Source organism: Paenibacillus sp. FSL H8-0537 (assembly GCF_038051995.1).
Taxonomy (GTDB): Bacteria; Bacillota; Bacilli; order Paenibacillales; family Paenibacillaceae; genus Pristimantibacillus.
The window spans coordinates 835162-856938 of the sequence record NZ_CP150290.1 but is presented as its reverse complement, the minus strand read 5'-3'; the positions used below and the strand labels follow the sequence as shown (position 1 = coordinate 856938).

Below are 21777 nucleotides of genomic sequence, written 5' to 3'. Positions count from 1 at the left end.
GAATAAGGTGAGGTGCAAAATAATGAAAACAGCCAAGGAGCCACTGCTGCTCTATGTACACATTCCAAAAACCGGGGGAACCTCCTTCACGCAGGCGATTAACGAGCATTGCCCAAACGCTGTTTACTATTTTCAGGTGGCGGATAAACCCGACTTGCTGCGGCAAACCCTCAAACAGGCCGATGCGCTATGCGGCCACCTCCCATTTGGACTTCACAAAGCCACTAGCCGTCCCTGCCAATACGTGACGATGCTGCGTGATCCGGTGGACCAGATCGCCTCCTTCTTTTATTTTAAATACAAAAATAAGAGCTATCTCGATAACTACAATCCCTATCTTACGTTCGAGGAGTTTCTGAATAATTCGTATTTTGATCCCGAATATGTAAATTTGCAAACCCGGTTTCTGAGCGGAGAGCTATGGAGCACGACTCCCGATTTGAGCTTGGCGACCAGAAATTTGGAGCAGCATGTTTCATTCGCCGGCATTACGGAGCTGTATGCGGAATCGCAATTTTTGTTTATGAAAACAATGGGCTGGGAGCCGAAGGTTTATTCGAAAATAAACGCCAATAAAAGCCGCCCGCCAAAAACGGAACTGACCAGCGACATCATTGACATCATCCATAGCAAAAATGCCAGTGATGTTGAGCTGTACTATTTTGCTCGCCAGCTTCTGCTGAAAAAGCTTTATGCGCTTTCACATGCTTCTCGGGAGGAGCTCCGCCTGTATAAACGCAATTGCTGCTGGCAGGGCGAAGACCAATTGGGTTACTATTAGAGGAACTGACAATGAAATAGACGAAAACGGGAGAGAACTCGCCATGACGGATAATAGCTTAAAAAAAGGTGTTTTTTTCGATGTGGATGATACGCTGTATGATCATTTGCCTCCTTTTACGAAAGCAGTACAAGAAGTGCTTCAGCTTAGTGAAGCCTTCCCTTATGAAGCAGCCTATTGCCGCATGCGGCACTACAGTGATGTGCTATCCGAGCAAATGGGCGGCGCTGGCGCACTGGAGGCTGGGGCTGCGACGGAGCTGATGCGGACGCGCCGCTTCCAGCTGGCGCTAGGCGAGTTCGACGCAGCGCTTACGGACGAGCAGGCCGCAGCGATGCAGGCTGCCTACATTGGCTGCCAATACGACATCGTGATGTTTCCGGGGGCAAAAGCAATGCTTGAGCGGCTTGTAAAAGCCGGGTATATCGTTGGCCTCATTACCAACGGAGCTGGCGCCCATCAACGCCGCAAAATCGAAGCGATGGATATCGACGATTTGATCCCGCGTGACCGTCAGTTCATTTCCGGCGAAGTCGGCTGGGACAAGCCCGACCCGCGAATTTTCAAGCGGGTGAATGAGCGGACAGGAACGCTGCCGGAGAATTGCATCTACATAGGCGACTCTTGGAATAATGATGTAGTAGGCGCCCTGCAAGCAGGCTGGACCTCCATTTGGTTCAATCACCGTCAGGTGCAGCCGTTAACGGAGCATGCTCCTGCTTACATCATGTCTGGTTACTCAGATTTGCAGGAACAGCTGGTGAAAATGGGTGTTTTGCCTTTGCCAGATCACAAAGACGGTTACTCCAACTAAGCCAAATAGCATGGCGTCTATCTGACCTGTTGCTGATGCGTTATATGCCATTCAAAGTAACGCTTGCTCACAACACGCCGATTCAGCTGTTCCGTGCCAATCCATACAGCAAAAACAAGCCGCCCCTCCGCAGAATAAACTGCTGAAAGGACGGCTTGTTTTTCTTTTATAGCGTTAATAACTAGCAAAATATATACGAGCTAGTCTGATGTGAACGAATTACAGCAATTCCTTACGCAGCTGTGCTGCGGATTTCGGCGATAGCAGACCGAACGGAATATCAAAGACGGTTTTCGCGCCAGTTCCACCCTCTTGAGCAAGCTTGTAAGCTGCTCTCGCATAAGCGACAAGCACGCTTGCCGTGAACTCAGGGTTGCTGTCCAGCGTTAAGCCAAACTCAATGATTTGTGTGCTGTTTGCTCCGGTTTTGCCGCTGCGCAGCACTGTGCCGCCGTGCGGCATTGCGGAATGCTCCGCTTTCAGCGTCGCTTCGTCTACGAAATGCACAACCGTATCATAGTCGGCAAAATAGTTCGGCATATTGCGGATTTCATCAGCAATTGCTTCCTGATTCGCGCCTTCTTCTGCTACGATATAACATTCTCTAAGATGCTTCTCACGCGTTGTGAGCTCAGGATTTTCCCCGCTCCGCACACGATTGACCGCTTCTTCAACGGGAATCGTATATTGCACGCCGTTCTTCACGCCATTGACGCGGCGAATTGCATCGGAGTGGCCTTGGCTAACGCCTTTGCCCCAGAACGTATACTCCTTGCCCTCTGGCAAAATCGCTTCCGCCAGCAGACGGCTAAGGGAGAACAAGCCCGGGTCCCAGCCAGTGGAAATCACGCTGATCTTGCCGCTTGCTTTCGCAGCTGCGTCCACCTGCTCAAAATATTCAGGAATGCGAGCATGCGTATCAAAGCTGTCGACGGTGTGGAACAGACGGGCAAAAGCAGGTCCCTGCTCCGGCAAATCGGTTGCTGAGCCGCCGCACAAAATCATAACGTCAATGTCGCCAATAAATTTTTCTGCGTCTTCAATGGAATAAGCTTTCGTCTCAGACGGAATGGAATCTGGATTTCTGCGAGTAAAGATAGCATCCAGACGCAGGTCCGGACTTTGTTTGATGGCAAGCTCCACGCCGCGGCCCAAGTTGCCATAACCTACGATGCCAATGCGAATTTGTTCAGCCATGTGTATCGCCACCTCTTATATAAATTTAAAAAATGATTGCAGGCAGATCGGCACTAAAAGTCCGTTCTACACCCAGCCTCTTGCTTCCATTGCTGCAGCAATACGCTTGATGGAAATCATATAAGCCGCTGTACGAAGGTCAGTGCTGTGCTCTTTCGCCAAATCACGAACAGCCACGTACGACTGAATCATGTTCGTTTCGAGCTTCTCAAGCACTTCAGCCTCGCTCCAGTAGTAATTCATCAGATTTTGTACCCACTCAAAATAGGATACCGTAACCCCGCCTGCATTTGCAAGGACATCAGGAATAACAACGATGCCCTTCTGGAACAGAACGCGGTCTGCTTCCGGCGTCGTTGGGCCGTTTGCTGCTTCAGCGATGATTTTTGCTTGAATGCGGTCTGCATTAGCAGCTGTAATCACATTTTCCAGCGCAGCTGGTACCAAAATGTCAACATCCAGCTCCAGCAAAGCTTCGTTGGAAATAACGAAGGATTCGCCGTAGTCCAAAATGGACGCATTGTCCTTAAGGTCGGAAATTTTATCGATGTCCAGTCCGTTTGGATCGTAAATACCGCCGCGCGAATCGCTGATCGCCACGATTTTACAGCCTGCTTCGCTAAGCAGACGAGCTGCGATTCTTCCTGCGTTGCCGAAGCCTTGAACGGCTGCAGTCGCATTTTGTACCGGAAGATGCTTATCTTGGAGCGCCGCCAAAATGGTATACACACAGCCTTGAGCTGTCGCTTCATTACGGCCTTTCGAGCCACCGATAATAAGCGGCTTGCCTGTAATGACACCTGGGGAATATCTGCCCTTCATCTTGCTGTACGTGTCCATCATCCAGCCCATAATTTGCGGCGTCGTATACACGTCTGGTGCAGGAATATCTTTATCCGGTCCAACAAAGTCGGCAATAGCTTCCATAAATGCGCGGCTTACGCGTTCCAATTCGCCTTTGCTCATTTTGCGAGGATCACAGATAACGCCGCCTTTGCCGCCGCCATAAGGCAAGCCAACAACGCCACATTTGAAGCTCATCCACATCGACAATGCTTTAACTTCATCAAGCGTAACGTCTGGGTGGAAACGAATGCCGCCTTTAGTTGGCCCAATCGCATCATTGTGCTGGGAACGGTAGCCTTCAAAAACTTGTACAGAACCATCATCCATACGAACCGGGAAGTTAACCGACAATACGCGCATCGGATGCTTCAAAATTTGAGTTACATGCTCAGGCAGCCTCAGATGGGCAACCGCCGTATCAATCTGCTGCTGGGCAATTTTATAAGGGTTTAATGTTTCTTCTGCAACAACGACTGTCATTTTCGAAATCATTCCTTCACTCTAAATTGGTCTGCTTGAAAACTGCCGCTTTACCGCGACCGCGCACTATCGAATTACACCGACAATGAGTTTTTTTCATTTTACCTTTTTCACCTGCATATTAAAAGAATTTTCTTGATAATAATGCAAAAAAATATTCAAATCGTCCATTGTAATGTTATGTTTCTTTAAAAGTTATAAGAAGTGACATATGACATCAATTGATATATAAATCCGTGATTTTGTGTCAAAACTTGATTTTAAGCTCGGAAATTAATAACAAGTCAGGTTTACTACCACTTTATTTTTCGTCTCCGGCAAATCAAAAGCTTGTCTCGTCGTTTTCATGGCATTCATTGTCACACGAAAAAATGATGAAAGATAACAATAGCCTTGCCCGCTAAAAAAGAAAGGCTGGACGCTTTATGCATCCAGCCTTGCACTATTCCAACCTTCCTCCTGACCGGAAGGAAGCAATAATGTCATTTTTCCCTCTAAAGCTCCTCTAGTCGGATACTCCAGTAGTATGTGCCCTCACTATTATATCGCTCCAAATAAGCCGAATGATCGTGCCTTCCCCTAGAGTAGTCACGACCGAGATTTTGCCGCCCATCGCTTCTGTCAGCCCTTTCGCAATCGCCATCCCAAGGCCCGAGCCATTTGGCGAAGTGGCGGTATCCGTGCCGCGATAATACCGTTCAAACAGCCGATTCAGCGTGTTCTCGTCCATTCCGTCACCATTGTCGGCAAATTCGATCGTTACGCCTTCATTTTTTTTCTCATCCGCAACGATCAACGAGACGCTTAGAACCGTATCCGGCGCATTATGCAAAAACGCATTTGCAGCAATATTGTTAACGACACGCTCCAGCCACGGGGTATAGAGCTGAACCCATACCGTTTTCTGAGCAGACGCTTGGAACCGGATTCTACCTTTGCCAAACATGGGATCATCTGTCGCCAGCTGCAGCGTGTCCCGCAGCCAGCCATTCAATTCCACTTCTTCGATCTCGGGCGGCAAAATCCCCGTCTTCAAGCGATAGGTCATCGCCAGGTCGCTGATCAGCATGTCCATATGAGCCGACTTTTCCAGCATCGTTGCTGAAAATTTGCGCACATCCGCCTGTGACCAATCATATTTGGGCTCCATGAGCAGATGGGCATAGCCCGTAATGGAGGACAAAGGCGTCTTCAAATCATGGGTAACGCCCGCTATCCATTCCTCCCGCAGGCTTTCCGTCTGCTTCCGCATCTTCTGCTCGCGCTGCAAAGCAGCAGACAGCTTATCAATGGATAAAATGACATCGGCGAAAACACGGTATCGCCGCCGCCATTTGCCAGAAGGCATCCGGCTGCGCGGCAAACCCTTGCGATCCAGCGGCTCTTGGTAAACAGCATGGCCGATGGCATCGAGCCATACCAGCATATGCAGCAAAGGTGCGCCAAACCGGCGCGCCTGCCACAGCGACAGCAGCAGGAATAGAATCAGCATCGCGGCAAACATCGCAACGACGCCAATAATGACAATTTGTGCCTCGGCCGGAATGATCGGCTTCCTGCCCGAGGCCCCTGCTCCCGTATTTTTTTGCCCAACAATCCATGTCTGCTTCGTCTGTGCATTGTAGGAAGATTGAATGAGATAGCCATACCTCTCGGAGTAGAGCGATCGAAGTACCAGCTCCTGAACGGAATATTTCCCCGGAATGGTGTCCGGCTTATTGTAGGAAGCAAGCTCCGTGCCTGCCTGATCCAGCAGTTGCACGAACACTTGGCTCTTCATCAGCTCGAATCCCATCTCATCAGGAAGCAAAAGCTGCCCGTCTTGCGCTGCAAATCCACCATCGTTCACCTGCGTAAGTACCGGCTGCATATAATTCGGCGCGCCATAAACGAGCGTGTAAAGCCTTCCGTTCTTCTGTTGAATCCATACGGCCAAATGGTAAGCAAACGGCTGCTTCCCTGTCCAATAAGCGACCAGTTCGCCCGGACCATATTGCTTGGGAACATCCGCAGGCGTATTATAGGAGGTTTCCACCTGCCCGAGCTCATCCAGGCTTTGCAGCCAGCCGCCATTTTCCTTCACCTGCTGCAGCAGGCTGGGATCAAAGCGAATCCCCTCTGCTCCAAGCTCCGACGATTCGACTAGCTTCTCCAGTCCAACGTTGGCAAAATCACGCGTAATGCTAATTTCGTTAAACTTTTGCAGCATCCAGACCACCGTTACAGCAGACATAAGCAATACGATAGTGCCCGCTATCCCCAGCTGGAGGACAAATCTCAACGTCAATTGCCGCCGCATATTCATTGCGTGTCATTCTCCCGCAGCGGCCCTTGAACGAGCTTGTAGCCAAGCCCTCTCACGTTGACGATAAACTTTGGATTGGAAGGATCGGCCTCAATTCGTTCCCGAATCCGATGAATATGAACCATTACGGTATTATCGTCGCTGAAGGCATCGTCGCCCCAAACCTTCTCGTAAAGCTCGCTTTTGCTGAAAATCCGGTTCGGGTTTTTACATAGAAACAGCAGCAGTTGAAATACAAGCGCCGGGCAGGCAACCGCTTGCCCTTCCACCGTCAGCTCGCCCGCTGCTTCATCCAATTGAAATCGTCCATAATCAAAAACAGGGCTGTCAAGTCCCCGCTCCATCTCCACCGCTCTGCCGCCATTTACTGAAGCAGGCGCGCCAAAATATCGCCGCAGCTGCACCCTTATCCTCGCTACCACCTCAAGCGGATTGAAGGGCTTCGTAATATAATCGTCACCTCCGATAGCAAAGCCGGTCAGCTTGTCGAAATCGGAAGTGCGCGCGCTCAAAAATAAAATCGGAGCATCTGTCGTTTGCCGGATAAACGGACATACCTCAATTCCACTGCGCCCCGGCAGCATCACATCCAAGACGATTAAATCATATTTTTTCGCTGTACAGGCAGCAATCGCCGCTTCTCCTGTGCCAACGCTGTCAATATTCGTGTAGCCTTCCTTGCGCAGCACCGTCTGCAACAGCTCCAGCAGCGCCTGTTCATCATCCACAAGCAAAATCGCTGCATTTTCCACTACGCCGCCTCCTTTCATTATCTGTGCTGTATTTACGCTATTTCTCCATCATAGCATGATCGCCCTGATTAAATATGCTATGCCGGCTTAACGGAAGCTTAATTCGACAGATCGGCTCAGCGCTGAAAGTTAAGACAGCGTTAAGCCGCTGTTTCATAGCAGCTAAGAGTGGACTGCTACTATAGGTTATAGACGATAGGAATATAGAGGAGGAGATTGGAATGCAGAAACCATCATTTAAGAGGATCAAACAAGCCGGGACTTCGGTTAAAATAGCTGCTGCTGTCGGCACGCTAGCCGTGATTTTAACGGCCTGCGGAGGCGGGGATACAGCAGCAACGAGCAATAGCGGGGCAACAAATTCCGCTGCCGCTACTAATCAGGCAGAAGGTGCTGCCTCAAATCCGCCAGCTGCGACGGAGTCAGCAGCAAATCCAAGTGAAGCGCCGGTAACGCCGGAGCAATTGCCAGAGGCACTGCTTGCCGGCAATTATAAAGGGGTTTATGAGCGCTTTAGCACTCCGTTCAAGGAACAGGTTAGCGAGGCTGATTTTATAAAAATGGCCGAGTCCTTTATGAGTGGCGTGCAGTCGCTCGAAAACTCCTCTATTTTGAACAAAAGCGGCGTGGAGCAGCGCACATGGGTGAGCGATTCCGGGAATAAGGGAATGGTCGGCATTTTTGATACGGAAGGCACGATTCTTGGGCTGCAAGTAAAGGAGCTCACTCCTGCAACGGAAACAGACAGCATACTGACCAAAAATAGTTACAGTCTGCCCTTTCGCGGGGAACGGCTTGTCATTTGGGGCGGAAACAATGTGCTAGTCAATTATCACTATGAATATGAGAGTCAGCGCTACGCCTATGATTTTGTCCAGGCGAAGGACGGTTATTCCTATGAAGGCGATCCGTTGAAAAATGAAAGCTACTTCGCCTTTGGCCAGGATATTCTAGCCCCTGCGGACGGTACAGTCGTATCGGTTGTTAACGATATTGCCGATAACGAGCCCGTTGGCGTCATGAATGAAAAGGCGCCTGCCGGCAATGTAGTTGTCATTGATCATGGAGGCGAATACAGCTATCTCGCCCATTTGAAAAAAGGCTCTGCCACTGTAAAGCCTGGTGACAAGGTCCGCAAAGGCGATGTCATTGGGCTGACGGGCAATTCCGGCAACTCCAGTGAGGCCCATTTGCATTTTCAGCTGTCTGACGGGAAGGATTTGTTCACCTCATCAGCGATTGCAGTGAAATGGGAAGGCGACATTAAGCCTGTGCAAGGAGAAACGATTGGCAGCGCTGAATAAGTTAGTATAAAAACAGCTGCAAGCATCGGTCTTTACAGACCCAGCTTGCAGCTGTTTTTTTGTATCTCACGATCTTTTGAGCCAAACGGACGCAAATTTTTCTCCGTATTTTTCAATTAAACCGGATTAAACGTTTATAGACGAATGTTGTTTTGCGATAGTCCTGCTCCTCATCAAGGGGCTGGGGAGCCTCAAGCTGCTGCCCTATCTTGAACAGCGCTTCCGCCTCCAGCAGCAGCTCTTCCCCTACGCCTCTGTCCAAGTATTCTGGATGTACGATCAGTCCGCCGATATATGGAACTTCCCCTCGCACATGCAAATGGATAGAACCGACGATGGACTCGCCATCTACAACCGCTTTGAGAAAAATATGGTCTTGAAACTGCTCCCTTATAGCCGCCAAGGACGTAATTGAAGGCTCCATCCTATACGTTCCGAATCGGCCGACCTGACCTCTGCTCGCCGCTTGCTTCAGCGCAGTAATTGCTTCGGCATCGGATACGAGCGCTATTTTTATTATCATCTGCTCCATCACCTCTTTGAGCGTACAATCTTCTTCGCGTCATTTATTATTCATTATATAAAATATAACTGAACTGATTCTGAACACTAAAATTTAAGCGCCTGTTCAAGGTGCTTTTACTTTTCTTAAAACCTGATCGTTTCTTTCTATAAACGAGGACGTGTAGGCAAACGTCAACAAGCCAGATCCCCATAGATGCCAGCGTCTAACATACTCCTGCTATTAGCGGGAATTCCCCCCTCATGAAGGTGAACCTACTTACTTAAAGGCAGCTTCACACTCTTCGTTCCAAGGCTTTGCTTTCAGGATGAATACACAAAGATATACTTGGAGGACACAGCGGCCGCTATTTCAGCTGAATCACTGGTTTTGGCATCAGCTACGGACTCAGGGGCCGCTAATGCGCTGCCCATCATCATTTTGAGAGGATTACTTAGACAATAGCGAATCTCCTGTCCGATTAAGGTCTGAAACGGGATCAACAGCCAGAATAGCGGAATCTCAGTCCTTCCAAAAAGGAGTTGAGCATCCCAAGCTGCGTGTTCCCAGCCACAGTGTTTTCTGCAACTGCGTTTTCAGAAACAATTGTATGCTGTGGTTCCTTAAGCCTTGAATTGTCAGAGGAGATTGCCCTCGAATATAGCATTAAGCAAGGAGCAATAGAAAGACTTCCCGCTTGCATAAACATTCTAGTCAACAACAAAAAATGGATTGACAGCGCTTCCCATAAAATGATACTATCTTCTCCCTGTCATTTTAACAACGTGAGGAGGAAAGCACTTGATTGAGGTTAACGGAATTAGCAAGTCATTCCTGGTGTCGAAGCGGCCGCCGGGCTTGGCGCATGCGGTAAAATCGCTTTTTCGGAGGGAGTATACGGTGGTGGAGGCACTGCAGGATATCTCGTTTACGATTGGCTCCGGCGAAATTGTCGGTTACATTGGCCCGAATGGAGCCGGAAAATCGACGACGATTAAGACGATGAGCGGTATTCTCGTACCAGATAGCGGGACGTGTTCGATTATGGGGTACACCCCTTGGAAGGATCGCGTTTCGTATGTGAAAAATATCGGCGTTGTGTTCGGACAGCGCTCGCAGCTATGGTGGGACGTTCCGGTACTGGACTCCTTCGAGCTGCTGCGCGACATCTATCGCATTCCTCCGCTGGAATATCGCTCTACCCTAGCACTGCTCGTGGAAACGCTGGATTTACAAGCGCTGCTGCATACTCCCGTTCGCCAGCTCAGTCTTGGACAGCGCATGCGCTGTGAAATTGCCGCTTCGCTGCTGCATAGTCCCAGCCTGCTGTTTCTGGATGAGCCGACGATTGGGCTCGATGCCGTATCGAAAATTGCCGTCAGGCAGTTCATTAAAACGATCAACGAGGAAAAAGGCGTTACCGTCATTTTGACGACCCACGATATGTTTGATATTGAGGCACTCGCAAGCCGCCTGCTGCTCATCGGCAAAGGCAAGCTGCTTTATGATGGCACCGTGCAAGGACTCCGCAGCCGTTATGGAGGCAAAGGCGGAACGGCACAAGCTTCACAGCTCCAGCAGGCATCGAATTCACCAACTGAGCAGGACCCGTCCAATGACAGCCTGTCCATCGAAGACATTGTTGTGCAAATGTACAAGGAGTACGCACTATGATTAAACCTTATTATGCTGTACTCAGACTGCGGCTCAGCAACGGGCTGCAATACCGTGCCGCCGCATATGCAGGCATCGGGACGCAGTTTTTTTTCGGCTTTATTTTCATTATGGTGTTTGAAGCTTTTTATGCCCAGACTAGTGCAGCCGCACCGCAGATGAGCCTCTCCGAGGTTGTCGCCTACTGCTGGCTCAAGCAAGCGTTCCTTGCCTTCATCGTATTATGGCTGCGGGACAATGAGCTGTTTCAGCTCATTACAAGCGGCAATATTGCCTATGAGCTGTGCAGGCCAAGTGGCCTTTACGGCCTCTGGTATGCCAAGCTGCTCGCCCAGCGGCTGTCCAGCGCTTTGCTTCGCTGCCTGCCGATCTTGCTGGTGAGCTTGTTTCTGCCTCAGCCCTACAGGCTCGAGCTGCCGCCTGACTTTGCCGCCTTTTTCCTATTCGTCTGCTCGCTTATTATAGGCTTGTTCCTAATCGTAGCCATCTCCATGCTTATTTATATTTCCGTATTTATTACGATGTCTCCAGCTGGCTCCCTGCTGATGTTCAGCGTGTTTGGCGAGTTTTTCGCCGGCATGATTATTCCGGTGCCGCTTATGCCGGATTGGATGCAGCGAATCGTCTACGTCCTGCCCTTCCACTGGACCGTCGACTTCCCGTTTCGCGTCTACACCGGCAATATTCCCAAGCTGGATGCAGCAACGGGGCTGCTGTTTCAACTGCTGTGGCTTGCCGCCCTTATTTTCATTGGCAAAATCGCGATGAGCAAGGCGCTGCGACGCGTCGTTGTACAAGGAGGTTGATGCGGCGATGACGCTTTATTTTAAATACATGCTGCTGCTGTTCAAAGCGCAAATGCAGTACCGCGCTTCTTTTCTGCTGCTCGTGCTTGGACAATGCTTAACGCCCTTCACTGTATTTGCCGGGTTATATTTCATGTTCGAGCGTTTCGGGGAAATGAAGGGCTGGAGCTTTTACGAGGTGATGTTATGCTTTGCCCTTACACATATGGCTTTCTCGATTACCGAATGCTTCGCCCGCGGATTTGATATGTTCTCCTCGCTAGTTGTCAGTGGGGATTTCGACCGGCTGCTCGTTCGGCCGCGCGGCACCATTCTTCAGGTGCTCGGCTCCAAATTCGAATTTTCCCGCGTCGGGCGCCTGCTGCTTGGCATCGGCGTGCTGATCTGGGCGATTACGAATCTGGGCCTCGAGTGGACGCCGCTGAAAATAACCGCACTCGTGCTCGCGCAAGCGTCCGGAGTTATTATTTTTGCCAGCATCTTTATTCTGTGTGCCTCATTTAGCTTTTGGACCGTGCAGGGGCTCGAAATCGCTAATATTTTGACCGATGGCGGCCGGGAAATGGCGCAATACCCGCTCAGCATCTACCATAGGCGCATTCAGCAATTTTTCACCTTCATCATCCCGTTCGGCTGTGCCAACTATTTGCCGCTGCAATACATACTCGGTCGCGTGGACAACCCGATGTATGCCTTTCTGCCGCTGGCAGGGCTGCTGTTCCTTGCGCCATGTCTGCTCATCTGGCAAATCGGCGTTCGACGCTATCGCTCGACCGGATCTTAGTGCTGCGGGATAAGCAGCTTATTATTGGACTGCCGGATAAATGCGATAGGCGTCGCGGCCAGCCGCGCCCGGTACGCCCGATGCATCGACGGTATCGGCAGCATTAGTTACTTGGAGCGCTGCACTATCCGGCTTGGACAACGACCAACCGTAAGAAAGCACCGAGGCAAGCCGATCAGCTTCCTCATTCGTTAGCCAAACATGGACCGCTCCGCTGCCTGAATCCAATAGGAGTTCCGCCTCCTGCTGGAAGGCAACCTTGATCCAGCTGTGAATGCCGCGAATCGTATTGTATTTAATTTGATAGCCCTCGGTCACAGCCTGTGCAAAAAGCTCCGCATCGCTGCTGGCTAAAGTATTCAATAGGCCGTAGTCAAATTGAAAGGGGCTCGTATCCTCGGGAAAGTCCCCCGCATGCACCTTGCGAATCAATTGCTCATTCGTCCAGCCGTAGGACTTAAGCGATTCCAGCAATAGCGCATCCCACTGCGATAGTTTAATAGCCGTTCCTGTCTTTGCATCCATGTTATTCGTCTCCTTTATCTGTGCTAATCCTTGTCCTAATATGAGTAAAGAGATTGCCCCAGCCATCATGAAGGAGGGGGCAATCTCTTTCTATTATTTAGCTGCTGCGCCTGCTTGGTAGGCATTCAAAAACTCTTTTACTTTTGCCGAATCAGCTTTCAGCTCAAGGCCTGTTTTCACAAGCGGGCTAAGCGTAGAAATAGCTTTAAATTTATTGCCGCCGTAATAGGCCAAAAATTCATCCTGATTGATGGAATAAAGCACGGCTTTTCTCAAATCTGCGCTTTCTGCAACCGGACGGTTTTTCGTATTGAATAGCAGGTACGAAGCCGCGTTGCTCGGAAGCGTCTGGAGCGCCAGCTTGCTGTCGCCCTTCACAATGTCAAACTTCGTTTCAGGCACGCTGTAATAAAGATGAATTTCGCCGCTTCGCAGTGCGGACAATGCACTATCGGCATCTTTTATAAAACGAACCTTAATCGACGTGATTTTCGGCTCATGCTTCGTGCCTTTCATGTAGCCAGGGTTTTTATAGAAGACAGCTTCGTAGTCGTTTTTGTGAGCCAAAATATACGGACCGCTTGTGTACAGCGTATTGTTGTATTGGTTGCCCTCGGTTACCGTGTTTTGGTCGCCGTAAGGAATATCCTTGTTTACATCAAATTTAGCTACATCGTAAGTATTAATTTTTTCTACCTGCTTCTTGGATACGATCCCTGCAGATTGGTGAGCCAAATAATTCAGCACTTGCGGGAAGGGAACCGTTGTTGTCAGCTTCACAACCTGATACTTGCCTTCCTTGCTGCTCGCTTGCGCCTTATCGGATACGAGCTCGGAAATTTTGGCTTCGAGGCCTTTTTCCAGTTCATTTTTCACATTATCGCTGCCGCCGGACAGCTTAACGGACTCAAGCACTGCTGGGTCAGTAACCAGCTCAATATTTTTAATATGCTCATGCAGCGTGTATGTCCGGTGGTCAGGAACGGAATCTTTATTTTTCGCGCGATCCAGGGAGAAAATAACATCGTCGGCGCCTACACGCTCGCCAGAATCGGCAACGAGCTTGTCTTTAATTTCTGCGAAATGGATATCATCACGCAAGATGAAATAATAATCGGAATTGCCTTCGGCAATCGCAAAGTTATACGACAGTGAGCCTTCCGCCGTCAGCTTGTCATCATCGGTCAGATTGAGCAGACGCACGTATTGGTTCGTATTGATGATATTAATGGAGCCGTCATTGCCTTTAATCGGGTCAAGCGAAGTCAAGGTCGCCATTGTCGATTGCAGCACCAATGCTTCCGTATTGCGCTTCGATGCGTCTTTAAAATCCAGCTCTTCCCAAGGAAGCGATCTGGACTTGGATAGGCGAACGCTGTCCTTATTCAGCACTTCTTGATTAAACGCCTGCGATTTAAGCGAGCTGTAAAGTGGAGCAATGTAAGCATTGTCGAAAACGAGCTTTTGCTCCAATTGTTTATACGTTTCTGTGTATTGATCCGGTGTTTGGGTGGAAGCCGTATCAATGAGGGCATCAATGTCCTTGTCGCTCATAATGCTATAGTCACCGCCGGTTTTAAACAGCGAACGCACCGCATAGTCCGGGTTTCCAGTAACTGTCGTCCAGCTGGACAACGCAATATCATAGTTGCCAGCATCCTGCTGGGCTTTAAAAGTACCGTAATCGGCTTGAATGTTCAGCTTTACGTTAAAGCCGTTTTTCGTCAGCTGGTCGCGAACAATGTTCAGATCCGCCTCGCTGCTGCTCATTCCGAGCAATTCAATATCAATCGGCTTGCTGTTAACAACCGCCTCTGCGCCTTCTGTCGCTTGCGGCGTGCTTGCAGCCTCATCCTTCGTCGTCAATGTGCAGCCGCTCAGCATAATAGCCAGACTGAGCAGAATAAGTGAAAATAGCTTGCTTGTGTGTTTCATGTTTCTCTCTCCTCTTTGTCATTATTCTATAGTCTATAAGTTAACTCACATTCGTACATCGCCAATACATCGTTTCGTAACGTAGCTTTGGGTGGAATATGAATGAGGTTACAGCAAAAAATAGGCCATTACCATTACCGTTGCAATTGCCGCTTTAGCGCCGCTCTAATCCAGCTTCGGATCTAATGTATCCCGCAAGCCATCGCCGAGAAAATTAAACGACAGCACGAGCGCAATAATGGCAAGACCCGGATATATCGCCGTATAGGCGTGGGTTTCCAGATAGGTGCTGCCCAGCCGCAAAATATTGCCCCACTCCGGGATATGCGGCTCGACGCCCAAACCGAGATAGCTCAAGCTGCTCGTTGAAATAACGGCGGTGCCTATCGTAAGCGTCGATTTCACAATCATAGGAGCGATGGCGTTCGGCACAATATGCTTGAACAAAATAACGAGGTCGCCTGAGCCGAAAGCCCGCGCCGCCTGTACATATTCGAGCGTCGATACGAGCAGCACATTCGCCCGCATCGTTCGGGCATAGGTCGGAATCGCGCCGATACTCAGCGCCAATATTAAATTAGTCGTGCTGGCTCCAAAAGCCGCAATAATGGCGATAGCCAGCAAAATACCCGGGATGGCGTACAGCACATCCAGCGCACGCATAATGATGTTATCCGCATGGCGGCCATAATAGCCGGATACGGCACCCAGCACACCGCCGATTAAGACGGGAATGAGCGTAGATAGAAAGCCGACTAGCAGCGAGATTCTGGCACCGAATACGATGCGGGAAAGCAAATCCCGGCCGAAATTGTCCGTGCCCAGCGGATAAGCGAGGTTTGGATGCTGCAAAATCGCTCCATAATTATTATCGATAGCCAGTCCATAATCAAAGATTAAATAGCTGGTGACCGACAAAGTCAGCAGGAACAAAATAAAGAGCAGTCCCAGCATCGACGTTGAGCTTCTGGACAGCTTCTCCACCACATCGCTCAGCCGTGAGCCGGATGTAAAGCTGCGATCCCGCAGCTTGGCGATAAGCAGCAAGCCGAGGAAAAGTGCAAACAGATTGCCGCTCGCTGCCGTTGCGATCAGGATCAAAGCGACGAGCCACATCCAGCGCGGCAATTCCGCCCGGTCAGCGTATTTGGCCACAAGCAGCAGGCTCGTGAGCTGGATAACCGCTGAGATGAGCAGCAGCACCATACCGGGCAAAAACGTATTCGCCACATAAGGCTTGAATACATTCAGAGCAGATACGGCGAACACAAGCAAAGTGGTTAGCAAAGTGTATACCGCAAGCGTATACGCAGCGCTCTTCTTCCGCTTAATGAGTTGGAGTGCTGCGGTGGCAATGAACACATTCGCCGTCGCCAAGCTGAGCAGCAGTACGTAGCCAAGCGCTCTAGTTGAACGGCGAAGCTCGCCGCCTTTCAGCAAATCGCGCCGTATGATTGCCCATACCGCAAGCTGCAGCAGCGCAAAACCAAAATAGACAGCGCTTAGGGCAAGCCCGCCCGGCTGGAATGAAGCGTCGGCGGGCGCGTAGCTGCTGAGGAGCAGCACTATTGCCAATGCCAAGGAGACAATGCCAGCAAAGCTGGCCTGGCTGTACTCCAGGCTGGATTTTAATCTAAAACGAATTTGCTGCTTGCTTATTAAATCATTGGACACGGATAGCACCTGCTTTAGTATTGTTTCATTTTGGAGCGAATTCTAGGGTCAAAAAAGGCGTAAAGCAGATCTACAATGACGTTAATAATCGATATTGTAATTGCCGTGTAGACAACCCCGCCCATAATGGCCGGGATATCCGGAATAAACTGCTTATCTACAATGTAGCTTCCAATCCCGCTAATATTGAACACTTTCTCCGTCACCGCCGCTCCGCCAAGCATTGCGCCAAATTGCAGCCCAATTACCGTAATAATTGGAATAAGCGCATTGCCTACAGCATGCTTCCAAATGACATGTCGGCGGGCCAGCCCTTTCGCCCTGGCGGTCGTAATATAATCCTCGTGGATAACCTCCAGCGTTGAAGAGCGGGTCATACGCGCAACCGCCGCTGTCAGGCCAGTACCCAGAACAACGATCGGCATAATTGCCGACAGTGCATTTTGCGGATTATAAGTAGCCGGCAGCCAGGATAGCTTGATTGAGAAATTCAAAATAAAAATCAAGCCTTGCCAGAAATTTGGAATCGACAGCCCCAGCAAGGCAATGAACATAAAGGTGTAGTCGAAAAAGGAGCCTGGCCTCGTTGCCGAAATAATGCCGATCGGCAAAGCAATCAATACCGCGATCAGCGTCGAAATGAAGGTTAACGTCAGCGTAACCGGGAATTTGCCCGCAATAGCTGTCGTTACACTCTCATTGCCTGCGAAGGAACGGCCCAGATCAAAGGTCAATATGCCCTTAATCGTATTCCATAGCTGAACGAGATACGGCTGATCCAGTCCGTACAGCTGGTTAAACGCCGCAATTTGCTCTGCGGTTGCTGTCTCCCCCAATAGGTTAGCTGCCGGATTCATTGGCGAAATGTACAAAATCGTAAAAACTAAAAAGGCTACACCGAAAATAACTAATATCGCCATAAACAAACGCTCTGTAATATATTTCACATACGGGTTCGCATAAAGGGCCATGATGGCATACATCAGTAGTCCAGGAAGCAGCGATAGTACGAAAAAAGCGGGCCGCTTGAGCAGAGAATCGAATGTATCACTGAACGTTAGCTTCCCTTGCTGCTCCTCTGACAGACGTTCCAATACGCGGGCGGCCAGCTGCTCTTTAAATTTAGCGGCTGCGATTCGCCTCGCTTCCTGCTCCGTTTTGTCTGCGCCGGGCGTCTGGCCGAAAAATCGCTGCTTGCGCTGGATTTGATCCAGTGCCTCCGCCAGCAGCTTGTCCATGCTGCCTGCTTGCAGCAGCTCTTCTCTCGTCTCTTTCTCAATCCGGCGATAGCCATGCCGGGCTTTACGATATAAATAAACCGCGAATACGAACGCGGATACGGGTGCGCCTGCGATGAGCAGCAGCAGCCTGTAGGCTGGATGCTGAAGCATTTTACGATAGACAGCAGCCGCCCAGTCTGTGATGCCATTTCCCATTTTCAAATCTTGCCCCGTCAAGCATGCCCGCCCCTTTTAGTCTAGTAATTTTAATTGCATTATTCCGATGGATATAGTAGATTTTATTTTAAGGAATACAAAATGTCAACATTCTATTAGAAATGATTTATATTTATTATTTTTTCTAATGAAAACTAATCCATTGTAGGTGACGATATGAAACCATTATTACAAGTAAATCATTTGTCCGTTTCCTTCTTTTCTCGTGATTCAGAGGTTGAGGCGGTACGCGGGGTAAGCTTTGAAGTCAGGCAAGGAGAGACGCTCGGCATCGTAGGCGAATCGGGAAGCGGCAAAAGCGTAACTGCACGCACGATTATGCGCTTGCTCCCTTCTCCCCCCTCTATAGTTAAGGGCGGCGAGGTGTTATTTCAAGGTGACAATCTCGCTCATAAGTCAGAGCACGAAATGGAGCAAATACGCGGCAAGGATATCGGCATGATTTTTCAGGACCCAATGTCTTCGCTTAATCCGACGATGCGTATTGGCCGCCAAATTGAAGAAAGCTTAATCAAGCATAGGAAGCTTGGTAAACAGGAGGCCCGCAAAGCCGCAATCCAGATGCTGGACATGGTTGGCATTACAAATAGCGAGGCCCGCTATTTTCAATATCCCCATGAATTTTCCGGTGGCATGCGGCAGCGAGTGATGATTGCGATTGCTCTCGCCTGCCGGCCTTCCCTGCTCATTGCAGACGAGCCTACGACTTCACTGGATGTAACGATTCAGGCGCAAATTTTGCAGCAGATGAAGGAATTGCAGCAGCAGCTTGGAACGTCCATTATTTTGATTACGCATGATTTGGGTGTTGTAGCGGGGATGTGCGACCGCGTAGTCGTCATGAAGGATGGAGAAATCGTGGAAAGCGGCACGACGGAGCAAATTTTCGCAAATCCACAGCATCCTTATACGGTAAAGCTGCTTCATGCCCTGCCGCGTCTCAATGAGAAAAAGAAGCCAAAGCCGAAGCCGTTGCTAGCCCGTCCGGAGGACAATGTACCGCTGCTTCAGGTGCGCTCGCTTAGACAGCATTTTGACCTTGGCAAAGGCCAGATTGTTAAAGCGGTTAACAATGTGAGCTTTGACATTCAAGCGGGCGAGACGCTTGGCGTCGTTGGCGAATCGGGCAGCGGCAAGTCAACGACAGGCCGCACGATCTTGCGCTTGAACGAAGCGACAGGCGGGGAAGTGCTGTACCGTGGCATTCCGCTCCAGCATCTAAATCGGGCCGAGATGAAGCAAATGCGGCGGCATATGGGCATTATTTTTCAAGATCCCTATGCTTCGCTCAACCCGCGCCTGCGCATTGTGGATATTATTGGCGAAGCGTTGGATGCTCATGCCCTAACGAAGGGCAAGACGAATCGTCTCAAACGTGTAGAGGAGCTGCTGGAATTGGTCGGGCTGAACGCCTCCCATGCTCTCCGCTATCCGCATGAGTTCTCCGGCGGGCAGCGGCAGCGCATTGGCATCGCCCGTACGCTGGCGGTCGAGCCGGAATTTATCGTCTGCGACGAGCCGCTGTCTGCTCTCGACGTCTCGATTCAGGCGCAAATTGTGAAGCTCTTGGAGGAGCTTCAACAGCGGCTTGGCCTGACTTACCTGTTTATCGCCCATGATTTATCCATGGTTAAGCATATTAGCGACCGGGTCGCGGTTATGTACAAGGGCAAAATCGTTGAGCTGGCTGAAAGCGAGGAGCTCTATACGAATCCACTCCATGCATATACGAAGTCGCTGCTCGCAGCCATCCCTGTTCCTGATCCAGCCATTGAATCGAAGAAGCGGCTGCTGCCACATACCGAGGCTTCCAAAGCCGATCCATACGGACTGGAGCATTCTTCCTTTATAGAAGTGAAGCCGGGACATTTTGTTGCCGTTGCAGGAGCTTAAGCTTTAAAATAAGCCGCAGCATAGATTTGAAAAATAAACAGCCAGCATTAGCCGAAAATAGACGGCAGGTGCTGGCTGTTTAGCGTTCTTTTTCAGGCTAAGCTAATGAATGTTTCCCGCGGCCTTCAGCCGCTCCGCAATGGCAGCAAAATCCTCCGCGGAAATGCCCGGCGCAAATTCTTCCTCCACCTCTGGATATTCCGGTACAGGCACGCCTTTCGGCACCCCATGAATAACCTCAAGCGGCTGCCCATCCTCTGGATGCGTGCCCTTCCAAATTTGATCAATCGTTTTAAAATCATTATCGCTGTACGTATACAGCTTCGTATGAACGCCCTTCTCCTCATACTTGCGCGCTTCATTGAACGCTTTGTTATTAAGCGAAGGGATCGGAATCAGCTTGGTCACATCGACGCCGGTCGCCACTTGCAGCGCCTTGGCATAGGCCACGACATGGACGCCGCCCCGCACGAGCAAATAGCCCACCACTTCGCGCGCAGCTGGATGGGAGGTCATTTCATACACCTTCATTTTATGGGTTCTGGCACCCACTTCAAGGAAGAAATTATGCAGCAAATCTTCAACGAGATTCCCGCTGTTGAACACATGCTCGCCCGTCCACGGCCTGCCCATTGAATCAACAGGCAATGCGCCTTGTCCACCGGACAGAAACGGCAGCGACATGCGCCAGTCCTTGACGGATTTCAGCGGCGATTCATCCGGCTTGCCCGGTGTGGTCGAGCCATGCAAGCAGTGGTTAATCGCGTGTGAGACAAGCTCGACATGGCCAAACTCCTCGGCCGTAATGCTCGTAACCAAATCATAAAACGGGCGCAGCTTCGTTTTCGAGCGAAAATTAAACGATTGGTACAAATAGTTGTTTAGCGTGGACATTTCGCCAAATTTCCCGCCCAGCAGCTCTTGCACCGCAGCCGCCGCGTTCGGCTCAGGCCGCCCGACATTCGGAATTTCGATCAACACTTCATCCAAGCGTTTGAACATGCATCTGCCTCCAGTATTCTCAAGAATGGACTCTTCTGACAGCGCCAATAAATTGCGACACTTTATTATTTGCTTCATCAGGGAACGATATCCGTAATTGAGAAGATGGAGGGGATACAGTTATTTTTTAGACCTCTCTAGTACTCTGTTGTTCTTTATGGTCCTTGTTTTCTAAACTCCGTTGGAGACAGGCCCGCGATTTTCTTGAATTGCTTTGAAAAATAAAACAGGTCATTAAAGCCCGCCTGCTCGGCAACCTCGCTAACGCTGAGCGATGAGTCGGCCAGCAGCTCCTTCGCTTTTTCGATTTTCAAACGAGCGATGTATTGAATTGGCGGCACGCCCATTTGCTCCTTGAACATTCTTATAAAATAGTTCGGATGCAGGCACGCCCGCTGCGCCAGGTCTTGTATGGTGATATCGCTGCCGCTATTCATATGGATATAGCTCAAAATTTCCGTCAGCCGCTGAGTGGCAGCCGCATTTTTCAAGCTGATGCTCTCCTCGCCCTGCTGCATAACGAACAACGAAAATAGCTCCAGCAGCTTCGCTTTGGCAAGCAGCCTAGCGTAGATCGTCTGATCGTTCGCATAAAACACCAGCTCGGCAAAAATCGTCCGTACCCGCTCCTGATCAGCAGCCGTGCAAAGATAAGGCATATCCAGCAGCTTGAACAGGTTGATTTCCCCGACCTTGGCGCTGAAATGGCACCAATATTTGCGGTAGGTGTCGCTCCCCTCTATGACCGAATACGATTGGGGCACTCCCTCCGGCATTAGAATAAGCTGGCCCGGAACAGGAGCATACTCCTCATCGCCAATTTTGAGCCAACCGCTGCCATGCTCGATGAAATAGAATTTGCTGTAATCCGGCGTAAAATCGAGATCACGCCATTCGGTGCTGACCGTATTGTGATGGGCGATAAATAGCTCGACCTGCATATGGGACAAATAATAGGCGAGCAAGGAATGAGCATTCATGAGGCAAACCTGCTTCCATGGTTAATTTTATACAAATAAAAGTTAGTGTCCCACATTCTTAATCCT

The 21777-nt window shown here is 50.0% G+C and carries 18 protein-coding genes; 7 read left to right on the top strand and 11 right to left on the bottom strand.

Annotation, left to right across the window (positions count from 1 at the left end; translation table 11 throughout):
- Nucleotides 1–22 precede the first annotated feature (22 nt).
- Together MHB80_RS03600 and MHB80_RS03595 are read left to right on the top strand one after the other, a co-directional pair.
- Nucleotides 23–781, top strand: a complete 759-nt coding sequence (locus MHB80_RS03600) for a sulfotransferase family 2 domain-containing protein (RefSeq protein WP_341280885.1) — start codon at nucleotides 23–25, stop codon at nucleotides 779–781.
- 43 nt (nucleotides 782–824) lie between these two features.
- The gene (locus MHB80_RS03595; protein ID WP_341280884.1) at nucleotides 825–1595 is read left to right on the top strand and encodes an HAD family hydrolase; all 771 of its coding nucleotides are present in this window, start codon (nucleotides 825–827) and stop codon (nucleotides 1593–1595) included.
- A gap of 219 nt (nucleotides 1596–1814) precedes the next feature.
- On the opposite strand, the gene MHB80_RS03590 is transcribed toward MHB80_RS03595, so the two are convergent.
- The 4 genes from MHB80_RS03590 to MHB80_RS03575 form a co-directional block, all read right to left on the bottom strand.
- Complete coding sequence (locus MHB80_RS03590; protein WP_341280883.1) at nucleotides 1815–2792, bottom strand: diaminopimelate dehydrogenase; 978 nt, start codon at nucleotides 2790–2792, stop codon at nucleotides 1815–1817.
- Nucleotides 2793–2858: 66 nt separating this feature from the next.
- Nucleotides 2859–4118, bottom strand: coding sequence for a Glu/Leu/Phe/Val dehydrogenase (locus MHB80_RS03585; RefSeq protein WP_341282852.1), 1260 nt, complete (start codon nucleotides 4116–4118; stop codon nucleotides 2859–2861).
- 505 nt (nucleotides 4119–4623) lie between these two features.
- The gene (locus MHB80_RS03580; protein ID WP_341280882.1) at nucleotides 4624–6423 is read right to left on the bottom strand and encodes a HAMP domain-containing sensor histidine kinase; all 1800 of its coding nucleotides are present in this window, start codon (nucleotides 6421–6423) and stop codon (nucleotides 4624–4626) included.
- Entirely contained in the window at nucleotides 6420–7175 is a 756-nt protein-coding gene (locus MHB80_RS03575; RefSeq protein ID WP_341280881.1) for a response regulator transcription factor, read from the bottom strand. The genes MHB80_RS03580 and MHB80_RS03575 overlap by 4 nt, the downstream gene beginning before the upstream one ends.
- A gap of 221 nt (nucleotides 7176–7396) precedes the next feature.
- Here MHB80_RS03575 and MHB80_RS03570 point away from each other — a divergent pair, with 221 nt between their 5' ends.
- A complete protein-coding gene (locus MHB80_RS03570) occupies nucleotides 7397–8479 on the top strand; it encodes a peptidoglycan DD-metalloendopeptidase family protein (protein WP_341280880.1) in 1083 nt (360 codons plus the stop codon).
- Between the two features lie 112 nt (nucleotides 8480–8591).
- Here the strand turns inward: MHB80_RS03570 and MHB80_RS03565 are convergent, their stop codons facing one another.
- A complete protein-coding gene (locus MHB80_RS03565) occupies nucleotides 8592–9002 on the bottom strand; it encodes a GNAT family N-acetyltransferase (RefSeq protein WP_341280879.1) in 411 nt (136 codons plus the stop codon).
- Between the two features lie 780 nt (nucleotides 9003–9782).
- Here MHB80_RS03565 and MHB80_RS03560 point away from each other — a divergent pair.
- The 3 genes from MHB80_RS03560 to MHB80_RS03550 are packed head-to-tail and all read left to right on the top strand — an operon-like array spanning nucleotide 9783 to nucleotide 12245.
- A complete protein-coding gene (locus MHB80_RS03560; RefSeq protein ID WP_341280878.1) occupies nucleotides 9783–10655 on the top strand; it encodes an ATP-binding cassette domain-containing protein in 873 nt (290 codons plus the stop codon).
- Nucleotides 10655–11461, top strand: a complete 807-nt coding sequence (locus tag MHB80_RS03555) for an ABC transporter permease (protein ID WP_341282851.1) — start codon at nucleotides 10655–10657, stop codon at nucleotides 11459–11461. Before MHB80_RS03560 ends, MHB80_RS03555 begins: the two co-directional genes overlap by 1 nt.
- Nucleotides 11462–11468: 7 nt before the next feature.
- Nucleotides 11469–12245, top strand: a complete 777-nt coding sequence (locus tag MHB80_RS03550; RefSeq protein WP_341280877.1) for an ABC-2 family transporter protein — start codon at nucleotides 11469–11471, stop codon at nucleotides 12243–12245.
- Between the two features lie 21 nt (nucleotides 12246–12266).
- Here MHB80_RS03550 and MHB80_RS03545 read toward each other — a convergent pair whose 3' ends face one another.
- From MHB80_RS03545 to MHB80_RS03530, 4 genes are all read right to left on the bottom strand, one after another.
- Nucleotides 12267–12770 (bottom strand): hypothetical protein, encoded by a 504-nt coding sequence (locus MHB80_RS03545; protein WP_341280876.1) that lies wholly within the window; start codon nucleotides 12768–12770, stop codon nucleotides 12267–12269.
- A gap of 93 nt (nucleotides 12771–12863) precedes the next feature.
- Entirely contained in the window at nucleotides 12864–14705 is a 1842-nt protein-coding gene (locus tag MHB80_RS03540; protein ID WP_341280875.1) for an ABC transporter substrate-binding protein, read from the bottom strand.
- A gap of 165 nt (nucleotides 14706–14870) precedes the next feature.
- Complete coding sequence (locus MHB80_RS03535; protein ID WP_341280874.1) at nucleotides 14871–16379, bottom strand: ABC transporter permease; 1509 nt, start codon at nucleotides 16377–16379, stop codon at nucleotides 14871–14873.
- A 14-nt stretch (nucleotides 16380–16393) separates the two neighbouring features.
- Nucleotides 16394–17815 carry an ABC transporter permease gene (locus tag MHB80_RS03530; RefSeq protein WP_341282850.1) on the bottom strand — a complete coding sequence of 474 codons (1422 nt, stop codon included), beginning with the start codon at nucleotides 17813–17815 and terminating at the stop codon, nucleotides 16394–16396.
- 177 nt (nucleotides 17816–17992) lie between these two features.
- Between MHB80_RS03530 and MHB80_RS03525 the strand changes: the two genes are divergently transcribed.
- Nucleotides 17993–19729 carry an ABC transporter ATP-binding protein gene (locus MHB80_RS03525; RefSeq protein WP_341280873.1) on the top strand — a complete coding sequence of 579 codons (1737 nt, stop codon included), beginning with the start codon at nucleotides 17993–17995 and terminating at the stop codon, nucleotides 19727–19729.
- Between the two features lie 102 nt (nucleotides 19730–19831).
- Here MHB80_RS03525 and MHB80_RS03520 read toward each other — a convergent pair whose 3' ends face one another.
- Nucleotides 19832–20731, bottom strand: coding sequence for a manganese catalase family protein (locus MHB80_RS03520; RefSeq protein ID WP_341280872.1), 900 nt, complete (start codon nucleotides 20729–20731; stop codon nucleotides 19832–19834).
- A 155-nt stretch (nucleotides 20732–20886) separates the two neighbouring features.
- Complete coding sequence (locus tag MHB80_RS03515; protein ID WP_341280871.1) at nucleotides 20887–21711, bottom strand: AraC family transcriptional regulator; 825 nt, start codon at nucleotides 21709–21711, stop codon at nucleotides 20887–20889.
- Between the last annotated feature and the right edge of the window lie 66 nt (nucleotides 21712–21777).